This is a genomic window from Streptomyces sp. AC550_RSS872 (assembly GCF_019049285.1).
Classification (GTDB): Bacteria; Actinomycetota; Actinomycetes; order Streptomycetales; family Streptomycetaceae; genus Streptomyces.
Genome location: NZ_JAGMUL010000043.1, coordinates 12598 through 32235 on the forward strand (window position 1 = coordinate 12598; position 19638 = coordinate 32235).

The window sequence follows — 19638 nt, forward strand, 5'->3', positions numbered from 1 at the left end:
CGGGTGGCGGCCATGACACCCTGAACAGGTGAAGAGTCAGCAGTCCGCCGCCCCGGGAACCCCTCCCGGTCCCTCCCGCAACCCCGTCGGCGGTCACGTCCCCGTGGCCGGCGGCCTCAGCTCCGTCGGGCTCACCTACGCCCACGACCTCAGGGCCGAGACGGTCCAGGTCTTCGTCGCCAACCCGCGCGGCTGGGCGACGCCGGCCGGGAACCCGCGCCAGGACGAGGAGTTCCGCGCGATCTGCGCGGCCGAGTCGATCCCGGCGTATGTGCATGCGCCGTACCTGATCAACTTCGGCTCGCACACCGAGGCGACGGTCGAGAAGTCGGTGGAGTCGCTACGGCACTCGCTGCGCCGCGGGCGTGAGATCGGGGCGCTGGGCGTGGTCGTCCACACGGGCAGCGCGACCGGCGGCCGAGAGCGTTCGGTGGCTCTGAAGCAGGTACGGGAGCACCTGCTGCCGCTGCTCGACGAGCTGACCCACGACGACGACCCGTATCTGCTCCTGGAGTCCACCGCAGGCCAAGGCGCCTCGCTCTGCTCCCGCACCTGGGACTTCGGGCCGTACTTCGAGGCGCTGGACGCCCATCCGAAGCTGGGCGTGTGCCTGGACACCTGCCACATCTTCGCCGCCGGCCATGACCTGACCGGCCCGTCCGGGATGCACCAGACGCTCGACCTGCTGGTGGAAACCGTCGGCGAGGGGCGGCTGAAGCTGATCCACGCCAATGACTCCAAGGACGTCGTCGGCGCGCACAAGGACCGGCACGAGAACATCGGCGCAGGTCATATCGGCGAGGACCCGTTCCGGGCGCTGATGACCCACCCGGCCACGGCGGGCGTACCCCTGATCATCGAGACTCCCGGAGGGAAGGAAGGACACGCGGCGGACGTGGAGCGGCTGAAGAAACTTCGGGACGCGTAAGCCGTTGGGGAATACCCCAGGGGGTATACCGTTCTCGCTCGATGCAGGAACCGTGACCTGACATTGGGGGCAGCCATGCAGCACGAGGCGCACGTGTCACACACTCACCACCAGGAGGTGGCGGCGACCAGCACCTGGGCGATGGCCGTCCGGGCCACGCTGCACTGCCTCACCGGCTGCGCCATCGGCGAGGTGCTGGGCATGGTGATCGGCACCGCACTCGGCTGGGCCGCGGCGCCCACGCTGATCCTGGCGATTGTCCTGGCCTTCTTCTTCGGCTACGCCCTGACCCTGCGCGGAGTACTGAAGGCGGGCGTCGGCCTGCGCGCCGCGCTCAAGGTGGCGCTGGCCGCGGACACCCTGTCCATCGCCGTGATGGAACTGGTCGACAACGGCGTGATCGTGCTGTGGCCGGGCGCCATGGACGCCGAACTCGCCGACCCGCTGTTCTGGTGGGTGCTGGCCATCGCGCTGGCCGTCGCCTTCGTCCTGACGACACCGGTCAACAAGTGGATGATCGGGCGCGGAAAGGGCCACGCGGTGGTGCACCAGTACCACGGCTGACCGACGACGGGAGTCAGAGCTCGGGCCCGTCCCCGGGCTCCTCCTGGTACGAGTACCGCTGTTCCTTCCAGGGGTCGCCGATGTTGTGGTAGCCGCGCTCCTCCCAGAAGCCGCGGCGATCGGCGGTCATGTACTCCACGCCCCGGACCCACTTGGGCCCCTTCCAGGCGTACAGATGGGGGACGACCAGGCGGAGCGGGAAACCGTGCTCCGCCGTGAGCAGTTCGCCGTCCTTGTGGGTGGCGAAGATCGCGCGCTCGGAGGCGAAGTCGGCGAGGCGCAGGTTGGAGCTGAAGCCGTACTCCGCCCACACCATCACATGGGTGACGGCCGGCGCCGGCGGGGCGATCTCCAGGATCGTCCGGGCCGGAATGCCGCCCCACTCCGCACCGAGCATGCTGAACTTCGTGACGCAGTGCAGATCGGCGAGGACGGTCTTGTACGGCAGGGCCGTGAACTCCTCATGGGTCCAGCAGTGCTTCTCGCCGTCGGCGGTCGCCCCGAACACCCTGAACTCCCAGCGTTCGGGCCGGAACTTGGGAACCGGTCCGTAGTGCGTGACGGGCCAGCCGCGCTGCACGCGCTGTCCCGGCGGAAGCTCGGAGTGTGCTGCTGCTCCACCTTCGCGCTCCACCGGCTGACCCATGACTCCATCCTGACAGACCCGGGGCAGTGCACCTGACCACACCCCTCCCCAATTCACCTCATAACGGACTAAGCATGCCCTAACTTACTAAGTGAAGACTTACTGGACGATCTTCCCTGCCGGTGCAATCATGCGGCGCAACCTGCCAGTTCCCCCGCGTGGAAGGAGCCTCTGCGATGCAGGGCGACCCCGAGGTCCTCGAATTCCTCAACGAGCAGCTGACCGGCGAGCTGACGGCGATCAACCAGTACTGGCTGCACTACCGGATCCAGGACAACAAAGGCTGGACGAAGCTCGCCAAGTACACGCGTGAAGAGTCCATCGATGAGATGAAGCACGCGGACAAGATCACCGAGCGCATCCTCATGCTGGACGGCCTGCCCAACTACCAGCGCCTGTTCCATGTGCGGGTCGGTCAGACGGTCACCGAGATGTTCCAGGCCGACCGGCAGGTCGAGGTCGAGGCGATCGACCGCCTCAAGCGGGGTATCGAGGTGATGCGCACCAAGGGCGACATCACGTCCGCGAACCTCTTCGAGTCGATCCTCGAGGACGAGGAGCACCACATCGACTACCTGGACACCCAGCTGGAGCTCATCGACAAGCTGGGTGAGGCGCTGTACCTCGCGCAGCAGATCGAGCAGCCGAGCTAGGGAGCCGACGAGGCGACAGGAGCTACGCCGCGTCCGCCAGGTCGGTGAGCACCGGCTTGCCCTGGTCGGCCAGCTCACGACGGGGGCACGCGGCCCGGCCCAGGATCGCCTGGATCCGGCGTACGCACGAGCCGCAGTCGGTGCCGGCCTTGCAGGCGGACGCTATCTGGCGGGGCGTACAGGCGCCGTCCTCCGCGTGCTTCTTGACCTGCTGCTCGGTGACACCGAAGCAACTACAGACGTACACGCGGACCACCTCCCGCCGGGATCGAAGTCGTGCCATCCCCTTGATCGGTGAGGCTAACCTAACCTTACCCGGCTCACCGGAACGGTAAAAGTGCTGTGGGGCGCGGATCGAATGTGATCCGCGCCCCACTCACGCTCCTGTGACAGGCGATCCCGTCACTGGTCCCGGTACATCTCCGCGACGAGGAAGGCCAGGTCGAGCGACTGGCTGCGGTTGAGCCGCGGGTCGCAGGCCGTCTCGTAGCGCTGGTGCAGATCGTCGACGAAGATCTCGTCGCCGCCGCCCACGCACTCGGTGACGTCGTCACCGGTGAGCTCCACGTGGATGCCGCCCGGGTGGGTGCCGAGCGCCTTGTGGACCTCGAAGAAGCCCTTGACCTCGTCGAGCACGTCGTCGAAGCGGCGGGTCTTGTGACCGGAGGCCGCCTCGAAGGTGTTGCCGTGCATCGGGTCGGTCACCCAGGCCACGGTCGCGGCCGAGGCGGTGACCTTCTCGACCAGCTCGGGGAGCTTGTCGCGGACCTTGTCGGCGCCCATGCGGACGATGAAGGTCAGCCGGCCCGGCTCACGGTCGGGGTCCAGGCGCTCGATGTACTTCAGCGCCTCCTCGGCCGTCGTCGACGGGCCGAGCTTGATGCCGATCGGGTTGCGAATCTTCGAGGCGAACTCGATGTGCGCGTGGTCCAGCTGCCGGGTGCGCTCACCGATCCACACCATGTGCGCCGAGACGTCGTACAGCTTGCCCGTGCGGGAGTCGACCCTGGTCAGCGCCGACTCGTAGTCGAGCAGCAGCGCCTCGTGCGAGGAGTAGAACTCGACGGTCTTGAACTCCTCCGGGTCGGCCCCGCAGGCGTGCATGAAGTTCAGCGCCTGGTCGATCTCGCGCGCCAGCTGCTCGTAGCGCTGTCCCGACGGGGACGACTTCACGAAGTCCTGGTTCCAGGCGTGCACCTGGCGCAGGTCGGCGTAACCGCCGGTGGTGAAGGCGCGCACCAGGTTGAGCGTCGAGGCGGAGGCGTTGTACATCCGCTTCAGGCGCTCGGGGTCCGGGACGCGGGCGGCCTCGTTGAAGTCGAAGCCGTTGACCGAGTCGCCGCGGTAGGTCGGCAGGGTCACGCCGTCGCGGGTCTCGGTGCCCTTGGAGCGCGGCTTGGAGTACTGGCCGGCGATACGGCCGACCTTCACGACCGGCACCGAGGCGGCGTACGTCAGCACGGCGCCCATCTGGAGCAGGGTCTTGAGCTTGTTGCGGATGTGGTCGGCGGACACCGCGTCGAAGGCCTCGGCGCAGTCGCCGCCCTGGAGGAGGAACGCCTCTCCCTTGGCGACGGCCGCCATCCGGGCACGCAGCTGGTCGCACTCGCCCGCGAAGACGAGCGGCGGATACGACTCCAGCTCCGCAACGACTGCGCGCAGAGCCTCGGTGTCGGGGTACTCGGGCTGCTGCGCCGCGGGCAGGTCTCGCCAGGTGTTGCCAGCGCTCGCGCTGGTCTTAGCGTTCACGGTCACGCACTCAACATTACGGGGTCGTGTCGGGCGTCCTGCCCCATGCCCAGCAATTGAGACACGGGGTACACGTCCCGGACACCGGGCTTTGGGGTAGGGTGCCTCGCATGTTCGCGCACTCGACCCAGAACTGGTGGTGGACCGCTCATCCGGCGGCCCACTGATCGCGCGTACGACAGACTTCGCGAAGGCCGCCCGAGGGGCGGCCTTCGGCGTTTCCCAAGTCCGTTCCTCTCCGACTGAGCACCACCGAGTCTCACTGAGAAGGAGCACGGACCCATGAACCTGCTCGGCTTGCTGGACGATCCCCGCCCGTTCGCCCTGCTGCGCCGCCGCACACCGGGCCGCGCCGTCGAAGAAAGCGCGACGGTCGAGGTCCTGATCGGCCCGGTCACCACGTACGACCGCCTGGCCGACCTCCCCGACGAGGGCCTGGCGCTCGTCCCCTTCCGGCAGATCCGCGAGCGCGGCTTCGACGTCCGCGACGACGGCACGCCCCTCACGGTGCTGGCCCCCGAGGAGACGTACGGCATCCCGCTCGCCGAAGCCCTGGAGCAGCTCCCGGCCCACGACGTGCGGGTCGAGGGCGGTGGCTTCGACGTCGCCGACGAGGAGTACCGCGAGATCGTCGGGCGGGTGCTGCGGGACGAGATCGGGCGCGGCGAGGGCGCGAACTTCGTGATCCGGCGGACGTACGAGGGGGTGATCCCGGGGTTCGGTCGGGCCGACGCGCTGGCGCTGTTCCGGCGGCTGCTGGAGGGCGAGCGGGGCGCGTACTGGACGTTCGTCGTGCACACCGGGGACCGGACGCTGGTCGGCGCGAGCCCCGAGGTGCATGTGCGGATGTCCGGCGGCACCGTCGTCATGAACCCGATCAGTGGGACGTACCGCTACCCCGCCGAGGGCCCCACCCCCGAGCATCTGCTGGACTTCCTCGCCGACGGCAAGGAGATCGAGGAGCTGTCGATGGTCGTCGACGAGGAGCTCAAGATGATGTGCACCGTCGGCGACATGGGCGGGGTGGTCGTGGGGCCCCGGCTGAAGGAGATGGCGCACCTCGCACACACCGAGTACGAGCTGCGCGGGAAGTCCTCGCTGGATGTGCGGGAGGTCCTGAAGGAGACCATGTTCGCGGCCACGGTCACCGGCTCGCCCGTGCAGAACGCCTGCCGGGTCATCGAGCGGCACGAGGTCGGCGGGCGCGGGTACTACGCCGGTGCGCTGGCCCTGATCGGCCGGGACGCCGGCGGGGCCCAGACCCTGGACTCCCCCATCCTCATCCGCACCGCCGACATCGACGCGGACGGCGGGCTGCGGGTACCGGTCGGCGCGACGCTCGTGCGCGGGTCCGAGCCGGAGAGCGAGGTCGCGGAGACGCATGCCAAGGCGGCGGGAGTGCTGGCGGCTCTTGGCGTACGGCTGTCCCGCCCGCGCGAGGAGCACGCGCGCGTACGTCTCGCCGACGACCCACGCGTGCGTGCCGCGCTCGACGGACGCCGGGCGTCGCTGGCCCCCTTCTGGCTGCGGTTGCAGGAGCGGTCCGAGGAGCTCACCGGACACGCGCTGGTCGTCGACGGCGAGGACACCTTCACGGCGATGCTGGCCCACGTGCTGCGGTCGAGCGGCCTGGAGGTGACCGTCCGGCGGTACGACGAGGACGGGGTGCGGGAAGCGGTGCGCGCGCACGACGGGCCGGTCGTGCTGGGCCCCGGCCCTGGAGATCCGTCCGATCTCACCGACCCGAAGATGCGGCTGCTACGCGGCCTCACCGCCGAGGTGATCGGCAACCACCGGCACGGCGTCCTCGGAGTCTGCCTCGGCCATGAGCTGATCGCGGCCGAGCTGGGCCTGGAGATCGTACGCAAGGAAGTGCCGTACCAGGGCGCGCAGGCGACGATCGACCTGTTCGGGCGGGCCGAGACGGTCGGCTTCTACAACAGCTTCGTGGCGCGCTGCGACGACGAGGTGGCCGAGGAGTTGGGCGCACACGGCATCGAGGTCAGCCGGGCCGACAATGCGGAGGTGCACGCCGTACGGGGGCCCGGGTTCGCCGGGGTGCAGTTCCACCCGGAGTCGGTCCTGACACTGAACGGGGCTGCCCTCGTACGGGAGTTGGTCGGTCAGCTGCGGAACACGACCGTTTAGTCGTCCGGGGGCTGCCGCCCCCGGACCTCCGCTCACGCCTGCCGTCAGCCGAAGAAGACCCCGACCTCGTCGTACAGCTTCGGGTCGACCGTCTTCAGCTTGGCCGTCGCCTCCCCGATCGGGACGCGGACGATGTCCGTGCCGCGCAGGGCGACCATCTTGCCGAAGTCGCCGTCGCGCACGGCCTCGATGGCGTGCAGGCCGAAGCGCGTGGCGAGCCAGCGGTCGAAGGCGCTCGGGGTGCCGCCGCGCTGGATGTGGCCGAGGACCGTGGTGCGGGCCTCCTTGCCCGTGCGCTTCTCGATCTCCTTGGCCAGCCATTCGCCGACGCCGGAGAGCCGGACGTGCCCGAAGGAGTCCAGCGACTCGTCCTTGAGGACCATGTCGCCGTCCTTCGGCATGGCGCCTTCGGCGACCACCACGATGGGGGCGTACGAGGCCTTGAAGCGGGAGGCGATCCAGGCACAGACCTGGTCGACGTCGAAGCGCTGCTCGGGGATGAGGATGACGTTGGCGCCGCCGGCCAGCCCGGAGTGGATGGCGATCCAGCCGGCGTGACGGCCCATCACCTCGCAGACCAGGACCCGCATATGGGACTCGGCGGTGGTGTGCAGCCGGTCGATCGCCTCGGTCGCGATGCCGACGGCGGTGTCGAAGCCGAAGGTGTAGTCGGTCGCGGACAGGTCGTTGTCGATCGTCTTGGGTACGCCGACGCAGGGCACGCCGTACTCGTCGGAGAGGCGGGCGGCGACGCCGAGGGTGTCCTCGCCGCCGATCGCGATGAGCGCCTCGACCTCCTGCTTGGCGAGGTTCTCCTTGATGCGCCGGATGCCGTCCTCCTGCTTCAGCGGGTTGGTGCGCGAGGAGCCGAGGATGGTGCCGCCGCGGGGCAGGATGCCGCGCACGGCGGGGATGTCGAGACGGACGGTGTCGTTCTCGAGCGGACCTCGCCAGCCGTCCCGGAAGCCCACGAAGTCGTAGCCGTACTCCTGCACGCCCTTGCGGACGACGGCCCGGATGACGGCGTTAAGACCGGGGCAGTCGCCGCCTCCGGTCAGTACTCCGACCCGCATGGAAATGTCCCTTCGCCGCGGTTGCCTGGTGAGGCCACGCTAATGGTGATCCAGGTCACAGCGGGATGGGTAGGAGCGGCAATTCCGGTGAACCGCCGGGTGTTCGGTTTACGCGCCGTCAACCGGACGGCCGATGGATCACTCGTCGTCGAGACCGCGCTCTATCGCGTACCGCACCAGCTCCACCCGGTTGTGCAGCTGGAGTTTGCCGAGAGTGTTCTGGACGTGGTTCTGCACCGTGCGGTGGGAGATGACCAGGCGTTCGGCGATCTGCTTGTAGCTCAGGCCCTTGGCGACGAGCCGCAGCACCTCGGTCTCGCGCTCGGTGAGCTGCGGGGCCTTCGGCTGGTCGGCGTCCGGGGCGGCGGGACCCGGGTCGGAGGCGAGACGGCGGTACTCACCGAGGACCAGACCGGCCAGGCCCGGGGTGAACACCGGGTCGCCGACGGCCGTACGGCGCACCGCGTCGAGGAGTTCCTCCGTCGAGGCCGACTTCAGCAGATAGCCGGTGGCGCCCGACTTCACGGCCTCCAGGACGTCGGCGTGCTCGCCGCTCGCGGAGAGCACCAGGACGCGGAGCGCGGGGTTGTGCGCGACCAGCTCCTTGCAGACCTGGACGCCGGGCTTGGCGGGCAGGTTGAGGTCCAGGACGAGGACGTCGGGGGCGGCGGCCTTGGCGCGGCGTACGGCCTGGTCGCCGTCGCCCGCCGTGGCGACCACGTCGAGGCCGGACTCGGCCAGGTCGCGGGCGACCGCGTCGCGCCACATGGGGTGGTCGTCGACCACCATGACCTTGATCGCGCCCTGCTGTCCGTCCTGCCCGGTCGCGGTGTCCGTCATCGCTGTCCCGCCTTCCCCCGTGAAGCGCTGTCGGCCTTCGGTACTTTCAGTTCCACTTCGGTGCCCTGGCCCGGCACCGAGATCAGCTCGGCGCTGCCGCCGAGGTCCCGCAGCCGTCCCCGGATCGACAGGGCGACCCCGAGCCGGCCCTCGCCCTCGGCCTGTGCGAGCCGGCCCTCGGGGATGCCGGGGCCGTCGTCCCGTACGGTGACGATCACCTCGTCGGGCTCGTCCTCGACGAGGATCCACGCGCGCGCGTGCTCCCCCGCGTGCTTGCGGACGTTGTCCAGGGCGGCCCCCACGGCCGCGGCCAGCTCCCGCGCGGCGGGCGGGGCCAGCGTCACGGGCGCGCCGGGCTCGGCGAGGCTGACCATGGCGCCGGCGTACGGGGCGAGCAGCGCGCGCAGATCGACGGGCCCGGTGGAGTCGTCCGGCTCCTCCACGGCCCGTACGACGGCGCCCTCGGCGATGTCCTCCGACACCCGGGACACGGGCAGCAGCCCACCCGAGACCAGCGTGCGCAGCGCGACCTCCTGCTCACCGGCCATCCGGCCCAGCTCGGCCGCCTCGCCGCCGATGACCGCGCCGCGCCGCTGCACCATCGCCAGCACCTGGAGCACGCTGTCGTGGATGTCCCGGGCGAGCCGCTCCCGCTCCCGGGTCGCCGCCTCGATCTCCAGGGCGCGGGCGAGGGTGCGCTCGGAGGCGCGGGCGACCTCGACGACGTAGCCGATGGCGATGGAGGCGATCCAGACGAGCAGCACCATGTGGACGGTGTCGCGGGTCGGTACGCCGGAGCGGTGGATCAGGTTGGCGGCGGCGACCAGCGTCGAGGCGAAGGCGGCCCAGCGCCAGCCGCCCTTGATGGCGAACGCGAGCACGGCGCCCGCGGTCCATATCGACGGCAGGGTCGGGGAACCGGCGTCGATCCGCGCGGGCGTCTCGGCGAGCCGGGTGAGCAGGATGCCGGCCAGGGCGACGGTGAGGTCCAGGACGAGGAAACGCTTGGTGCAGCTCGCGGCGTTCGCGACCCTGGGCAGGGTGGCCAGGGTCCAGACGGCCAGTACGACGAAGTAGGCGATGGCCACCCAGGGGCGGGCGACTTCGTCGTAGGCGCTGATGAAGAGGCCGATGGCGTACACCATGGTCAGCACCCGGTAACCGGCGAGCGCACGCCACAGCGGCTGCTCGACCGACATCCTCATGACCCGCTCACGCTTGGCCATCTCCCCCACCCCCGTTTTTCGAGTCGCCCGCCCGGACTGCCCTGCCCGGGCCCCGGACCGCTCCTCGTCCGCCTACTTCGGCTTCTTCGCCTGTTCCTTCTTCGACTGTTCCTTCTCGGCTTTCGCGGCATCCGCGAGCTGCCGCTTGGCGGCCGTCGCGTACATGTCCACGTACTCCTGGCCGGAGAGCTTCATGATCTCGTACATGACCTCGTCGGTCAGCGCGCGGAGCACGAAGCGGTCGTGCTCCATGCCCTGGTACCGGCTGAAGTCCAGGGGCTTGCCGATCCGGATGCCCGGCCGCATGAGCTTGGGCATGACCTGGCCGGGCGGCTGGATCTTCTCCGTGTCGATCATGGCGACCGGGATCACCGGCGCTCCGGTGGCGAGCGCCACGCGCGCGAGGCCGCCGGGCTTGCCCCGGTAGAGACGCCCGTCGGGCGAGCGCGTGCCCTCCGGATAGATGCCGAACAGCTCACCGCGCTCCAGCACCTCTATGCCGCTCTTGATGGCCGCCTCGCCCGCCCCGCGCGCCCCGGAGCGGTCCACGGGCAGCTGGCCGACGCCCTTGAAGAACGCGGCCGTCATCCGGCCTTTGACGCCGGGCGTCGTGAAGTACTCGGCCTTCGCGATGAAGGTCACCTTGCGGTCGAGGACCGCGGGCAGGAAGAACGAGTCGGAAAACGAGAGGTGGTTGCTCGCGAGGATCGCGGCGCCCTCGGCCGGAACGTTCTCCAGGCCCTCCACCCAGGGCCTGAAGGCGACCTTCAACGGTCCCCCGATGGCCACCTTCATCGCGCCGTACAACAACCGAGTGCCTCCTGTGTCTGTCGATCAGACCTTAACCCGGAGCACTGTCAATGGGTCCGGCGACCCTGGTCGGTGTCAGTGCGGTCGCGTACGGTGAACCACACCTGGCCCTTCTCACGAACAGGAGACCGTAAGGTGCCGGTCCTTCCTGGAGCCGAGCCGTACCGCCGCGAGGGCGGGGAGACCGGGGTTCTCCTCTGCCACGGCTTCACCGGCTCCCCCCAGTCGCTGCGTCCCTGGGCGGCGTATCTCGCCGAGCGCGGGCACACCGTCTCGCTGCCGCTGCTGCCGGGCCACGGCACACGCTGGGAGGACATGCGGCTCACCGGCTGGCAGGACTGGTACGCCGAGGTGGACCGCGAGCTGCGCAATCTGCGCGACCGTTGTGCCCGGGTCTTCGTGGCCGGCCTCTCCATGGGCGGCACCCTGGCCCTGCGGCTCGCCGCGAAGCACGGGGAGGGCGTCGCGGGCGTGCTGGTCGTCAACCCGGCGAACAAGGTGCACGGCCTTTCCGCGTACACCCTGCCGGTGTCCCGCCACTTCGTCCGTACGGCGCCGGGGATCGTGGGCGACATCGCCAAGGAGGGCGGCGTCGAGATCGGGTACGGCCGGGTGCCACTGCACGCGGCCCACTCGCTGCGGAACTTCTTCCGGCTGGTCGACGGCGAGTTGCCGCAGGTCACCCAGCCACTGCTGCTTCTGCGCAGCGCCCAGGACCACACGGTGCCGGCGGCGGACTCGGCCCGGATCCTGAGTCGGGTGTCGTCCACGGACGTAACGGAGATCGTGCTGGAACAGAGCTATCACGTGGCGACGTTGGACCATGACGCGGACCGGATCTTCGAGCAGAGCATCGGCTTCATCGACCGGCTCGCTACCGGCGTCGGCAGAGAAGGGACGACTGCACGTGGCTGAGCACGACTCCGACCGCGAGAAGCGTGAGGACCGCGACGATCGCGAGCCGGAAGAGCAGCACGTCCCGTTCGACGAGGACGCCGCCTGGGCCGCGATCGTCGCCGGATACGGCGAGGAGCCGCCGGACCCTCCGGGTTCCAAGCCGTTCAAGTCGGTGGAGGACCTGGCGCTGCTGGAGTCCGAGACGAACGACGGCACGAACGACGGCACGAACGGCGGGACGGGCGACGGGGCGGACGCGGACCGCAAGCCCGAGAAGGGCGAGAAGAGCGAGAAACGCGAGAACGGCGCGAAGGCCAAGCAGGCCGACGAGGCCACGGATGCCCGGGAGGACAAGCCGGTCAAGCCGCTGGGCAGCTCCGTCTCCTTCGCCCCCGGCGTCGGCCCGCGCGACTACAGCGTGCCCGAGCCGGCCGAGGACGACTTCGACGCGGACGACGAGGGCCACTTCGTCCCGCCGGAGCCGCCGCCGCTGCCCGCCGCCGACGCGACCGCGAAGTTCGCCTGGCTCGGGGTGATCGGCGGGCCGATCCTGCTGTTGCTCGCCGTCCTGCTCGGCTGGGACATGACGTGGTGGCTGGCGACGCTGGGCATCGGCGGCTTCCTGGGCGGGTTCGCCACGCTGGTGATGCGGATGAAGACGGACGACGAGGACGACGACGATCCCGGGCGGGGCGCCGTCGTCTAGGACGCTCTAGGACGCCGGAACTTTGAGGGCGGCCAGGACCGGCAGGTGGTCCGTGGCCGCCCTCAGGTCTGTCTCCGTCACACCGGGATGGCCAACGGGCACACCGCAGCCGAGCACCTCGATGCCCTTGGTGGCGAAGATCGCGTCGATGCGCTGGTGCGGGTCGGCGGGGGTCGAGGTGTACTCGGCGCCCCAGGGCGCTGTGGCCCAGCAGTCCTGGAGATCGTCGGCCATGCGGCGGAAGGTGCGCCCGGCGGGGCGTTCGTTCAGGTCGCCGCCCGCGACGGCGTGCTCCACGCCCATCCCGGCGAGCCGGTCGAGCAGCATGCCGCCCTGCTCATGGCGCTCGTCCTTCTGCAAGGAGAGGTGGCAGCTGAGGACGCCCAGGCGGGCGGCGCCGAAACGGACCACTGCCGTGGCGAAGCCGCGTCTGTGGAGTCCGGGGGTGAGGGGGAGGAGTACGTCCTCCGTGCGCTCCACGGTGGCCCTCAGGTTGCAGAGGATCGCCGGGCCGGCGGCCGTGGCGCCGCCGGTGAGGATGACGAGGTTCGCTGCGCGGGCCAGGCGGGAGAGTTTCTTGCGCCAGCGGAAGAAACGGGGAGCTTCCTGGATGAGGACCAGGTCGGGGTTGCAGGCGGTGATGACGCGGGCGAGGGCGTCGGTGTCGTCGCGCATGGAGCGGATGTTGTAGCTGAGGACTCGGAACACGGCTGAACCGTCGGGCTCCGTACGGGAATTGGGGAGCGACTCCATGGCGATCAATTTACGCCCAACAGCTCGGGGCGCGAGGTTTGTGCGCGACTACCGGTCCGTCGTGGCTTGTCGCGCAGTTCCCCGCGCCCCTGAGGGCACCGCAGCCCCGTAGGTCGAAAACCGACCCCTGGACAACCGACCCCTACATGATCGGGTCCGGCTCGCGAGCCAGGTCCGCCGCGCCCACCAGGCCCGCCTTGTTGCCCAGCTGGGCGGCGATCACGTCGGCGACCGGGCGCCAGTTGCCGCCCACCAGCCAGCGCTTGTAGGACTTGCGGATGGGGTCGAGGACGAGTTCGCCCTCGTCCGAGAGGCCGCCGCCGACGATGAAGGCGGACGGGTCGAAGAGCGAGGCCAGGTCGGCGAGGCCGGCGCCGGCCCAGCGGGCGAGTTCGCGGTAGGAGTCGACGGCGACCGGGTCGCCCTGGCGGGCGGCCATGGAGATGTGCTTGCCCTCGATGCCCTCGGGGCTGCCGTCGCCCAGGCCGAGCAGGATCTCGGCGTGCTCCGGGGTGGCGTTGGCGCGCTGCTTGGCGTATCTGACCAGGGCGCGGCCGGAGGCGTACTGCTCCCAGCAGCCCTGCGAGCCGCAGCCGCACAGCAGGCCGTCCGGCACCATGCGGATGTGGCCGAACTCGGCGGCCACGCCGTAGTGCCCGCGGCGCAGCTTGTTGCCGATGATGATGCCGCCGCCGAGGCCGGTGCCCAGCGTGATGCAGATGACGTTGCGGTGGCCCTTGCCGGCGCCGAACTTGTACTCGCCCCACGCGGCCGCGTTGGCGTCGTTCTCCACGACGACCGGGAGGCCGACGCGGGCCTCGACCTTCTCCTTGAGCGGCTCGTTGCGCCAGTGGATGTTCGGGGCGAAGTAGACCTCCGAGCGCTGGCGGTTGACGTAACCGGCCGCACCGATACCCACGCCGACGATCTCGTGCCCGGCGCGCGCGCCCTCCACCGCGGAGGCGATGGCGTCCACGATGCCCTCGGGCGTGCCCGGGGTCGGCACCTTGTGGGTCGAGAGGATGTTGCCTTCCTCGTCGACCACGCCGGCCGCGATCTTCGTGCCGCCGATGTCGACGCCGATGGTGAGTCCCATGAATCCCTCAGTTTCGGTCGAGCCCCGCTACGGCCAACCGTACCCGAGGCCCTGTCGTCGGGGCCCCGTCGTCCGCCCGGCGGACGGGGTCGGCCGACGGTTCTGGATCCGGGGGAATCAGTCCAGGTCGATGCGTTCTCCGGGACCGGCGTCGTCGCCCCGGTCGGGGCGGTCCGGGCGCTCGTCCAGGTCGTGCCCGCCGGTCTCCCGGGTGGTCCAGCGCCGTTCCTGGGCCTGGACCGCGGAGCGGTAGGCGGCGAGGAGTTCGCCGCCGGCCGCGGCGAGGTGGTCGAAGACGTCCGGGTTGCGCTCTATCACGGGCTCGACGGCCGCTTTGGCCTGCTCCACGACCTGCTTGACCACCTGCTGGGCGGCGGGTCCGGCGACCGCGCCGAGCAGCGGGGACTGGAGGGTGGACAGCTTGTCCGCGACGGCGTCGACGAGCTTGCGCAGTTCCTCGGCGGCGGCGCCGGGCTGCGGACCGTACTGGGCGCGGCGCCGCGCCTTCTCCTCGGCGAGGTCCTCGGCGCACGCCGTCGCCCAGGCGTCGGCGTCGGTCGCCCGTACCTCGTCGATCGCCTCGTGCTCCGCGGCGTCGGACGGGGGGAGCTCTTCGCTCATGACGGACTCCTGACTACGGTTCGTCTCTACGACGTTACCCGAACGGGCGTACCTGCTTCACCGTGCGCCGGGCCAGAGACCGGGGTCCGGCGCGAACCGGATCCGCAGCTCTCCGTCCCGCAGTGCGGCCCCGTCCACCCGGCACCGGCGCAGCGCGGACGGCAGCGGCACGATACGCCGGAACTGCCCCGCGGTGACGACGAGTTCGTCGCCGCGCCGGATGAGGTCGAGTTCGTCGCGTACGGCGCCGGGCAGCGGGATGTGCCAGACGAGGACGCCGTCCTCGGCGAGCCGGTCGGTGACGGGCCACTCGACCGTGGACGACGTGTCGTTGACGGTGGGCACGGCGAGATCGGCGAGGTCGTGGGCGCCGCGCGGGTCCCGCCCCAGGTGGGCGACACCCTGGATGCCGTGGCCCTCCTCCCGCCACTCCTCCAGGGTCTTGCGCTGCTGGGCGATGGGCCCGGCGAGCCAGCTGCCGGGCCCTGCCTCCGCCTCCGGCAGAACCCGGTTGGCGACCAGCAGGTCGGGGCGCAGGCCGCGCAGGGCGAGGGCGAGGCGGGCGGCCCGTACGGCGTCGGCGCCGCCCGGGCCGGGCTCGGCGACCAGCCGTACGACGGTGTCGCGGTCGGCGACGACGGCCTCGACGGCGGCGAGGTCGAGGTCCCAGCGGGCCGCGGTCTCGTACAGCCACTCCGCGGGCATCGGAACGCCGGCCAGCCGCCCCAGCACGGGCCGCAGCGCGCGGGCCGCCTGCCGCTCGGGCGGAAGCAGCCGGCGCAGGTAGCGGCGCAGTTCTTCGGGGAGGGAGAGCAGGGCGAGGGCGTGCGGGGTGGCCGGCAGGTCGACGACGAGGAGGTCGTGCGCCTCGGCCAGCGCGGCGTCCCGCAGCGCCCTCAGCAGCGCGAGTTCCTCGGCGCCGGGCAGTGGGGTGACCTCTTCCGGGTCGAGCCGGGAGGCGCCGAGCAGGTCGAGGGCGGAGGAGGCGCGCTCCTGGAAGGCGGCGAGGTCGTCCCGGAACCCGGTCGCCGCGTCGGGCCGCCACGCGGTGAGGTTCGCCGCGGCCTCGGTCGGGTCCGGCCCCGTGCTCGCGCCGAGTGCCGCGCCCAGGGTGTCGGTGCGGTCGGCGCTGAGGACGAGGGTGCGGGTGCCCTCGCGGGCGGCGGCGAGCGCGGTGGCGGCCGCGACGGTGGTACGGCCGCTGCCGCCCGGTCCGGTGATCAGGATGGTGCGCATGGGGGTGAACCGTAACGGACGTCGCGGTTCAGCCCTGTTCCGCGGTGCCCGGCGCTCTGGCTGGGCGGGGGGTGTCGCGCAATCCGGCGCTGACGGGGCGCCGCCCGCGCCCACCCGTGCCGCCCCAGGCGGCACGCATGCCCGCGGCCGAGCTGCAACGCCCTGAGGGGCGCGGGGAACTGCGCGACCAGCCACGACGGGCTCGCACCCGGCAAGGCACCGGCACCCCCACGGCGCAACCCCTACTTGGCGGACTCCACCCGCTTCTTCAGCCCCGCCAGCGCCCGGTCGATGATGACCTTCTCCGCCTTGCGCTTGATCATCCCCAGCATCGGGATCTTGACGTCGACCGTCAGCCGGTAGGTGACCTCGGTCGCCCCCGCCCCGGCCGGCTTCAGGATGTACGAGCCGTCGAGCGACCGCAGCATCTGGGACTTCACCAGCGTCCAGGACACCTCGTTCTCGCCGGTCCAGGTGTACCCCAGTACCTGGTCGTCCTTGATCGCGCCGGCGTCCATGACGAGCCGGACCTGCTCGGCACGCCCCTGGCCGTCGGTCTTGAGGACCTCCGCCTCCTTCACCTCACCGGTCCAGTCCGGGTAGCGCGCGAAGTCGGCGATCACCCCCATGACATCGGCCGGTGCCGCCTCGATCGTGATGCTCGAGCTGGTGTGTTCCGCCATCGCCGTGGCTCCTCCAGAAGCGGTCCGGTAAGAAGTCGTGGTGCGCACGCGTGCGCAGCGTGAAGGCTACCGCGCGTCCGACCAGCCGACTTCACCCCACCTCACCACTCCAGCGCCCACGGCTTCCCCGACCCGGCGAAGTGCCCCACGTTCACGCACTCCGTCGCCCCGATCCGCATCCGGCGGACCAGCGGCTGATGGACATGCCCGAACAGGGAGTAGCGGGGGCGGGTACGGCGAATCGCCTCCAGCAGCGCCTTGCTTCCCCGCTCGAAGCGCCGGGCCACCGTGTCGTACACCAACTCGGGGACCTCCGGCGGAATGTGCGTGCAGAGCACGTCCACCTCCCCCACGGCCTCGATCTTCGCGGCGTACTCCTCGTCGCTGATCTCGTAGGGGGTCCGCATCGGTGTGCGCAGGCCGCCGCCCACGAAGCCGAAGACCCACCCGCCGATCTCGACCCGCTCCCCGTCCAGCACCGTCGTGCCGGGTCCGGCGTACTCCGGCCACAGGGGCGGCATGTCGACATTGCCGTAGGTGGCGTACGTCGGTGTCGGGAACGCCGCGAACAGCTCGGCGTACTGCTTGCGCACCGCCTTCTCGATCACCACCCACCGGTCCGAGCCGATTCCGGCCCACAGCCGCGCCCCGAGCTCCCGCGCCTCCTCGAAGCGCCGGGCGGTGCGCAGCTCCACGATGCGGTCGGCGTTCTCCACGCCGAACAGGTCGGGGAAGATGCCGCGAGAGTGGTCGGCGTAGTCCAGGAACAACACAAGGTCGCCCAGGCAGATCAGGGCGTCCGCGCCGTCGCCGGCCCGGGCCAGATCGCGGGCGTTGCCGTGTACGTCGCTGACCACGTGGACGCGGGTCCTGCGGTTTCCCGTCGGTGTCGGTGCCATGACGATCAAGGGTAAGCATGTGCGGCAAACGTGAACAGTGGCGGCCGAACCGATGGTTACTGGCCAGTCGTCAGATGGCTCGACTACTGTGCGCGCAGAGGTACCAATCCGTGTGACGCAGCGAACATCTCGCCGGACCCCCCTGTCGAAGAGGCCATACCGGCGGGTAACGTCCGGTCGGTCCAGTCGTGCTCTGGATTTCAACATGTGAATCCCAGAGCACTTGCCCGAGCCATGGACCGCACCGTCGCATCGCACAACGTCGTGGCGCCGGCGCCCTATGAGGAGCAGCAGTCTTGCGCGAGTTCAGCCTTCCGGCTTTGTACGAGGTCCCTGCGGACGGCAACCTGACCGACATCGTCCGCAGAAACGCCGCGCAGCACCCGGACGTCGCCGTCATCGCCCGCAAGGTGGGCGGTGCCTGGCAGGACGTCTCGGCCACCACCTTCCTCGCCGAGGTGCACGCGGCCGCGAAGGGGCTCATCGCCGCCGGGGTCGGGCCGGGCGACCGGGTGGGTCTGATGTCCCGTACGCGCTACGAGTGGACCCTGCTCGACTTCGCGATCTGGTCGGCCGGTGCGGTCACCGTGCCGGTGTACGAGACCAGTTCGCCCGAGCAGGTGCAGTGGATCCTCGGCGACTCGGGCGCGACCGCCATGATCACGGAGCTGGACGGCCACACCGCCGCCGTCGAGTCGGTGCGCGACCGGCTGCCCGCGCTCAAGCACGTCTGGCAGATCGAGGCCGGAGGTGTGGACGAGCTGGGTCGGCTCGGGCAGGACATCAGCGACGCGACCGTCGAGGAGCGCAGCTCGCTGGCGAAGGCCGACGACCCGGCGACGATCGTGTACACGTCCGGCACGACCGGCCGCCCCAAGGGCTGCGTGCTGACCCACCGCAGCTTCTTCGCCGAGTGCGGCAACATCGTCGAGCGCCTGCGGCCCCTGTTCCGCACCGGCGAGTGCTCGGTCCTGCTCTTCCTCCCGCTGGCCCACGTCTTCGGCCGCCTGGTGCAGGTGGCGCCGATGATGGCGCCGATCAAGCTGGGCACCGTCCCGGACATCAAGAACCTCACGGACGAGCTCGCCGCGTTCCGCCCGACGCTGATCCTGGGCGTGCCGCGCGTCTTCGAGAAGGTGTACAACAGCGCACGCGCCAAGGCGCAGGCCGACGGCAAGGGCAAGATCTTCGACAAGGCGGCGGACACGGCCATCGCCTACAGCAAGGCGCTGGACACGCCGTCCGGCCCGCCGGTCGGCCTGAAGATCAAACACAAGGTCTTCGACAAGCTCGTCTTCAGCAAGCTGCGCGCGGTCCTCGGCGGCAAGGGTGAGTACGCCATCTCCGGCGGTGCCCCCCTGGGCGAGCGGCTCGGGCACTTCTTCCGCGGCATCGGCTTCACGGTCCTGGAGGGCTACGGCCTGACCGAGTCCTGCGCCGCCACCGCCTTCAACCCCTGGGACCGCCAGAAGATCGGCACGGTCGGCCAGCCCCTGCCGGGCTCGGTGATCCGTATCGCCGACGACGGTGAGGTGCTGCTGCACGGCGAGCACCTGTTCAAGGAGTACTGGAACAACCCGGGCGCGACCGAGGAGGCGCTGGCCGACGGCTGGTTCCACACCGGCGACATCGGCACGCTCGACGAGGACGGCTACCTCAGGATCACCGGCCGCAAGAAGGAGATCATCGTCACCGCGGGCGGCAAGAACGTCGCCCCGGCCGTGATCGAGGACCGCATCCGGGCGCATGCGCTTGTGGCCGAGTGCATGGTGGTGGGCGACGGGCGGCCGTTCGTGGGCGCGCTGGTCACCATCGACGAGGAGTTCCTGGGCCGCTGGTGCGCCGACCACGGCAAACCGGCGGGCTCCACCGCGGCGTCGCTGCACGAGGACCCCGACCTGCTGGCCGCGATCCAGTCGGCGGTCGACGACGGCAACGCCGCGGTGTCGAAGGCGGAATCGGTGCGGAAGTTCCGCATTCTCCCCTCCCAGTTCACGGAGGACTCGGGCCATCTGACGCCGTCGCTGAAGCTCAAGCGCAACGTCGTGGCGAAGGACTTCGCGGACGAGATCGAGGCGATCTACCAGAAGTAGGGCCCCTTCCGGAAAAG

21 protein-coding genes are annotated in these 19638 nt (G+C 70.5%); 8 read left to right on the forward strand and 13 right to left on the reverse strand.

Annotated features, from left to right (window positions below):
* The first annotated feature begins 28 nt into the window (after positions 1–28).
* Positions 29–928 carry a deoxyribonuclease IV gene (locus KUM44_RS19585; protein ID WP_217209402.1) on the forward strand — a complete coding sequence of 300 codons (900 nt, stop codon included), beginning with the start codon at positions 29–31 and terminating at the stop codon, positions 926–928.
* Between the two features lie 75 nt (positions 929–1003).
* Positions 1004–1492, forward strand: coding sequence for a DUF4396 domain-containing protein (locus KUM44_RS19590; protein ID WP_217209403.1), 489 nt, complete (start codon positions 1004–1006; stop codon positions 1490–1492).
* A gap of 13 nt (positions 1493–1505) precedes the next feature.
* Here KUM44_RS19590 and KUM44_RS19595 read toward each other — a convergent pair whose 3' ends face one another.
* Positions 1506–2138 carry a sulfite oxidase-like oxidoreductase gene (locus KUM44_RS19595; RefSeq protein WP_062718982.1) on the reverse strand — a complete coding sequence of 211 codons (633 nt, stop codon included), beginning with the start codon at positions 2136–2138 and terminating at the stop codon, positions 1506–1508.
* Positions 2139–2314: 176 nt separating this feature from the next.
* Here KUM44_RS19595 and bfr point away from each other — a divergent pair, with 176 nt between their 5' ends.
* Positions 2315–2791: a bacterioferritin gene (bfr, locus tag KUM44_RS19600; RefSeq protein ID WP_030051286.1), complete on the forward strand. Its 477-nt coding sequence runs from the start codon at positions 2315–2317 to the stop codon at positions 2789–2791.
* Positions 2792–2813: 22 nt separating this feature from the next.
* Here bfr and KUM44_RS19605 read toward each other — a convergent pair whose 3' ends face one another.
* Entirely contained in the window at positions 2814–3074 is a 261-nt protein-coding gene (locus tag KUM44_RS19605) for a bacterioferritin-associated ferredoxin (protein ID WP_254389763.1), read from the reverse strand.
* A gap of 119 nt (positions 3075–3193) precedes the next feature.
* On the reverse strand, positions 3194–4546 hold the full coding sequence (locus tag KUM44_RS19610) for a class II 3-deoxy-7-phosphoheptulonate synthase (RefSeq protein ID WP_217209405.1): 1353 nt from the start codon (positions 4544–4546) through the stop codon (positions 3194–3196).
* 104 nt (positions 4547–4650) lie between these two features.
* Between KUM44_RS19610 and KUM44_RS47595 the strand changes: the two genes are divergently transcribed.
* Positions 4651–4707, forward strand: coding sequence for a trp operon leader peptide (locus KUM44_RS47595; protein ID WP_071528813.1), 57 nt, complete (start codon positions 4651–4653; stop codon positions 4705–4707).
* Between the two features lie 115 nt (positions 4708–4822).
* Positions 4823–6688 (forward strand): anthranilate synthase family protein, encoded by a 1866-nt coding sequence (locus tag KUM44_RS19620; RefSeq protein WP_217209408.1) that lies wholly within the window; start codon positions 4823–4825, stop codon positions 6686–6688.
* A 44-nt stretch (positions 6689–6732) separates the two neighbouring features.
* Here the strand turns inward: KUM44_RS19620 and KUM44_RS19625 are convergent, their stop codons facing one another.
* The 4 genes from KUM44_RS19625 to KUM44_RS19640 all read right to left on the reverse strand — a co-directional run bounded on the left by KUM44_RS19625 (position 6733) and on the right by KUM44_RS19640 (position 10622).
* Positions 6733–7761 carry a 6-phosphofructokinase gene (locus KUM44_RS19625; protein WP_217209409.1) on the reverse strand — a complete coding sequence of 343 codons (1029 nt, stop codon included), beginning with the start codon at positions 7759–7761 and terminating at the stop codon, positions 6733–6735.
* 138 nt (positions 7762–7899) lie between these two features.
* The gene (locus tag KUM44_RS19630; protein ID WP_217209410.1) at positions 7900–8601 is read right to left on the reverse strand and encodes a response regulator transcription factor; all 702 of its coding nucleotides are present in this window, start codon (positions 8599–8601) and stop codon (positions 7900–7902) included.
* Positions 8598–9827: a MacS family sensor histidine kinase gene (macS, locus tag KUM44_RS19635; protein ID WP_217209411.1), complete on the reverse strand. Its 1230-nt coding sequence runs from the start codon at positions 9825–9827 to the stop codon at positions 8598–8600. The genes KUM44_RS19630 and macS overlap by 4 nt, the downstream gene beginning before the upstream one ends.
* Positions 9828–9899: 72 nt before the next feature.
* Positions 9900–10622, reverse strand: a complete 723-nt coding sequence (locus tag KUM44_RS19640) for a 1-acyl-sn-glycerol-3-phosphate acyltransferase (RefSeq protein WP_217209529.1) — start codon at positions 10620–10622, stop codon at positions 9900–9902.
* A gap of 150 nt (positions 10623–10772) precedes the next feature.
* On the opposite strand from KUM44_RS19640, the gene KUM44_RS19645 reads away from it, so the two are divergent.
* Both KUM44_RS19645 and KUM44_RS19650 read left to right on the forward strand, forming a co-directional pair.
* A complete protein-coding gene (locus tag KUM44_RS19645) occupies positions 10773–11552 on the forward strand; it encodes a carboxylesterase (protein WP_217209412.1) in 780 nt (259 codons plus the stop codon).
* Entirely contained in the window at positions 11545–12240 is a 696-nt protein-coding gene (locus tag KUM44_RS19650) for a hypothetical protein (RefSeq protein ID WP_217209413.1), read from the forward strand. The genes KUM44_RS19645 and KUM44_RS19650 overlap by 8 nt, the downstream gene beginning before the upstream one ends.
* Positions 12241–12246: 6 nt before the next feature.
* On the opposite strand, the gene KUM44_RS19655 is transcribed toward KUM44_RS19650, so the two are convergent.
* The 6 genes from KUM44_RS19655 to KUM44_RS19680 form a co-directional block, all read right to left on the reverse strand.
* Complete coding sequence (locus tag KUM44_RS19655) at positions 12247–12993, reverse strand: endonuclease/exonuclease/phosphatase family protein (RefSeq protein WP_217209415.1); 747 nt, start codon at positions 12991–12993, stop codon at positions 12247–12249.
* Between the two features lie 142 nt (positions 12994–13135).
* A complete protein-coding gene (locus KUM44_RS19660; RefSeq protein WP_030047662.1) occupies positions 13136–14089 on the reverse strand; it encodes an ROK family glucokinase in 954 nt (317 codons plus the stop codon).
* Positions 14090–14206: 117 nt separating this feature from the next.
* Entirely contained in the window at positions 14207–14710 is a 504-nt protein-coding gene (locus tag KUM44_RS19665) for a DUF5304 domain-containing protein (protein ID WP_217209416.1), read from the reverse strand.
* A gap of 57 nt (positions 14711–14767) precedes the next feature.
* A complete protein-coding gene (locus KUM44_RS19670; protein WP_217209417.1) occupies positions 14768–15946 on the reverse strand; it encodes an ArsA family ATPase in 1179 nt (392 codons plus the stop codon).
* Between the two features lie 242 nt (positions 15947–16188).
* Positions 16189–16629, reverse strand: a complete 441-nt coding sequence (locus KUM44_RS19675) for an SRPBCC family protein (protein WP_217209418.1) — start codon at positions 16627–16629, stop codon at positions 16189–16191.
* Positions 16630–16730: 101 nt separating this feature from the next.
* On the reverse strand, positions 16731–17528 hold the full coding sequence (locus KUM44_RS19680) for a metallophosphoesterase (RefSeq protein ID WP_217209419.1): 798 nt from the start codon (positions 17526–17528) through the stop codon (positions 16731–16733).
* Positions 17529–17824: 296 nt separating this feature from the next.
* On the opposite strand from KUM44_RS19680, the gene KUM44_RS19685 reads away from it, so the two are divergent.
* Entirely contained in the window at positions 17825–19621 is a 1797-nt protein-coding gene (locus KUM44_RS19685; RefSeq protein ID WP_217209420.1) for a long-chain fatty acid--CoA ligase, read from the forward strand.
* Positions 19622–19638 lie beyond the last annotated feature (17 nt).

What these genes read in the sequence shown, in the direction of transcription:
- KUM44_RS19605 (WP_254389763.1), bottom strand. Translation starts at nt 3,074, where the DNA reads ATGGCACGACTTCGATCCCGGCGGGAGGTGGTCCGCGTGTACGTCTGT.
- KUM44_RS19595 (WP_062718982.1), bottom strand. Translation starts at nt 2,138, where the DNA reads ATGGGTCAGCCGGTGGAGCGCGAAGGTGGAGCAGCAGCACACTCCGAG.
- KUM44_RS19640 (WP_217209529.1), bottom strand. Translation starts at nt 10,622, where the DNA reads ATGAAGGTGGCCATCGGGGGACCGTTGAAGGTCGCCTTCAGGCCCTGG.
- KUM44_RS19670 (WP_217209417.1), bottom strand. Translation starts at nt 15,946, where the DNA reads ATGCGCACCATCCTGATCACCGGACCGGGCGGCAGCGGCCGTACCACC.
- bfr (WP_030051286.1), top strand. Translation starts at nt 2,315, where the DNA reads ATGCAGGGCGACCCCGAGGTCCTCGAATTCCTCAACGAGCAGCTGACC.
- KUM44_RS19665 (WP_217209416.1), bottom strand. Translation starts at nt 14,710, where the DNA reads ATGAGCGAAGAGCTCCCCCCGTCCGACGCCGCGGAGCACGAGGCGATC.
- KUM44_RS19655 (WP_217209415.1), bottom strand. Translation starts at nt 12,993, where the DNA reads ATGGAGTCGCTCCCCAATTCCCGTACGGAGCCCGACGGTTCAGCCGTG.
- KUM44_RS19660 (WP_030047662.1), bottom strand. Translation starts at nt 14,089, where the DNA reads ATGGGACTCACCATCGGCGTCGACATCGGCGGCACGAAGATCGCGGCC.
- KUM44_RS19590 (WP_217209403.1), top strand. Translation starts at nt 1,004, where the DNA reads ATGCAGCACGAGGCGCACGTGTCACACACTCACCACCAGGAGGTGGCG.
- macS (WP_217209411.1), bottom strand. Translation starts at nt 9,827, where the DNA reads ATGGCCAAGCGTGAGCGGGTCATGAGGATGTCGGTCGAGCAGCCGCTG.
- KUM44_RS19630 (WP_217209410.1), bottom strand. Translation starts at nt 8,601, where the DNA reads ATGACGGACACCGCGACCGGGCAGGACGGACAGCAGGGCGCGATCAAG.
- KUM44_RS19675 (WP_217209418.1), bottom strand. Translation starts at nt 16,629, where the DNA reads ATGGCGGAACACACCAGCTCGAGCATCACGATCGAGGCGGCACCGGCC.
- KUM44_RS19620 (WP_217209408.1), top strand. Translation starts at nt 4,823, where the DNA reads ATGAACCTGCTCGGCTTGCTGGACGATCCCCGCCCGTTCGCCCTGCTG.
- KUM44_RS19680 (WP_217209419.1), bottom strand. Translation starts at nt 17,528, where the DNA reads ATGGCACCGACACCGACGGGAAACCGCAGGACCCGCGTCCACGTGGTC.
- KUM44_RS19625 (WP_217209409.1), bottom strand. Translation starts at nt 7,761, where the DNA reads ATGCGGGTCGGAGTACTGACCGGAGGCGGCGACTGCCCCGGTCTTAAC.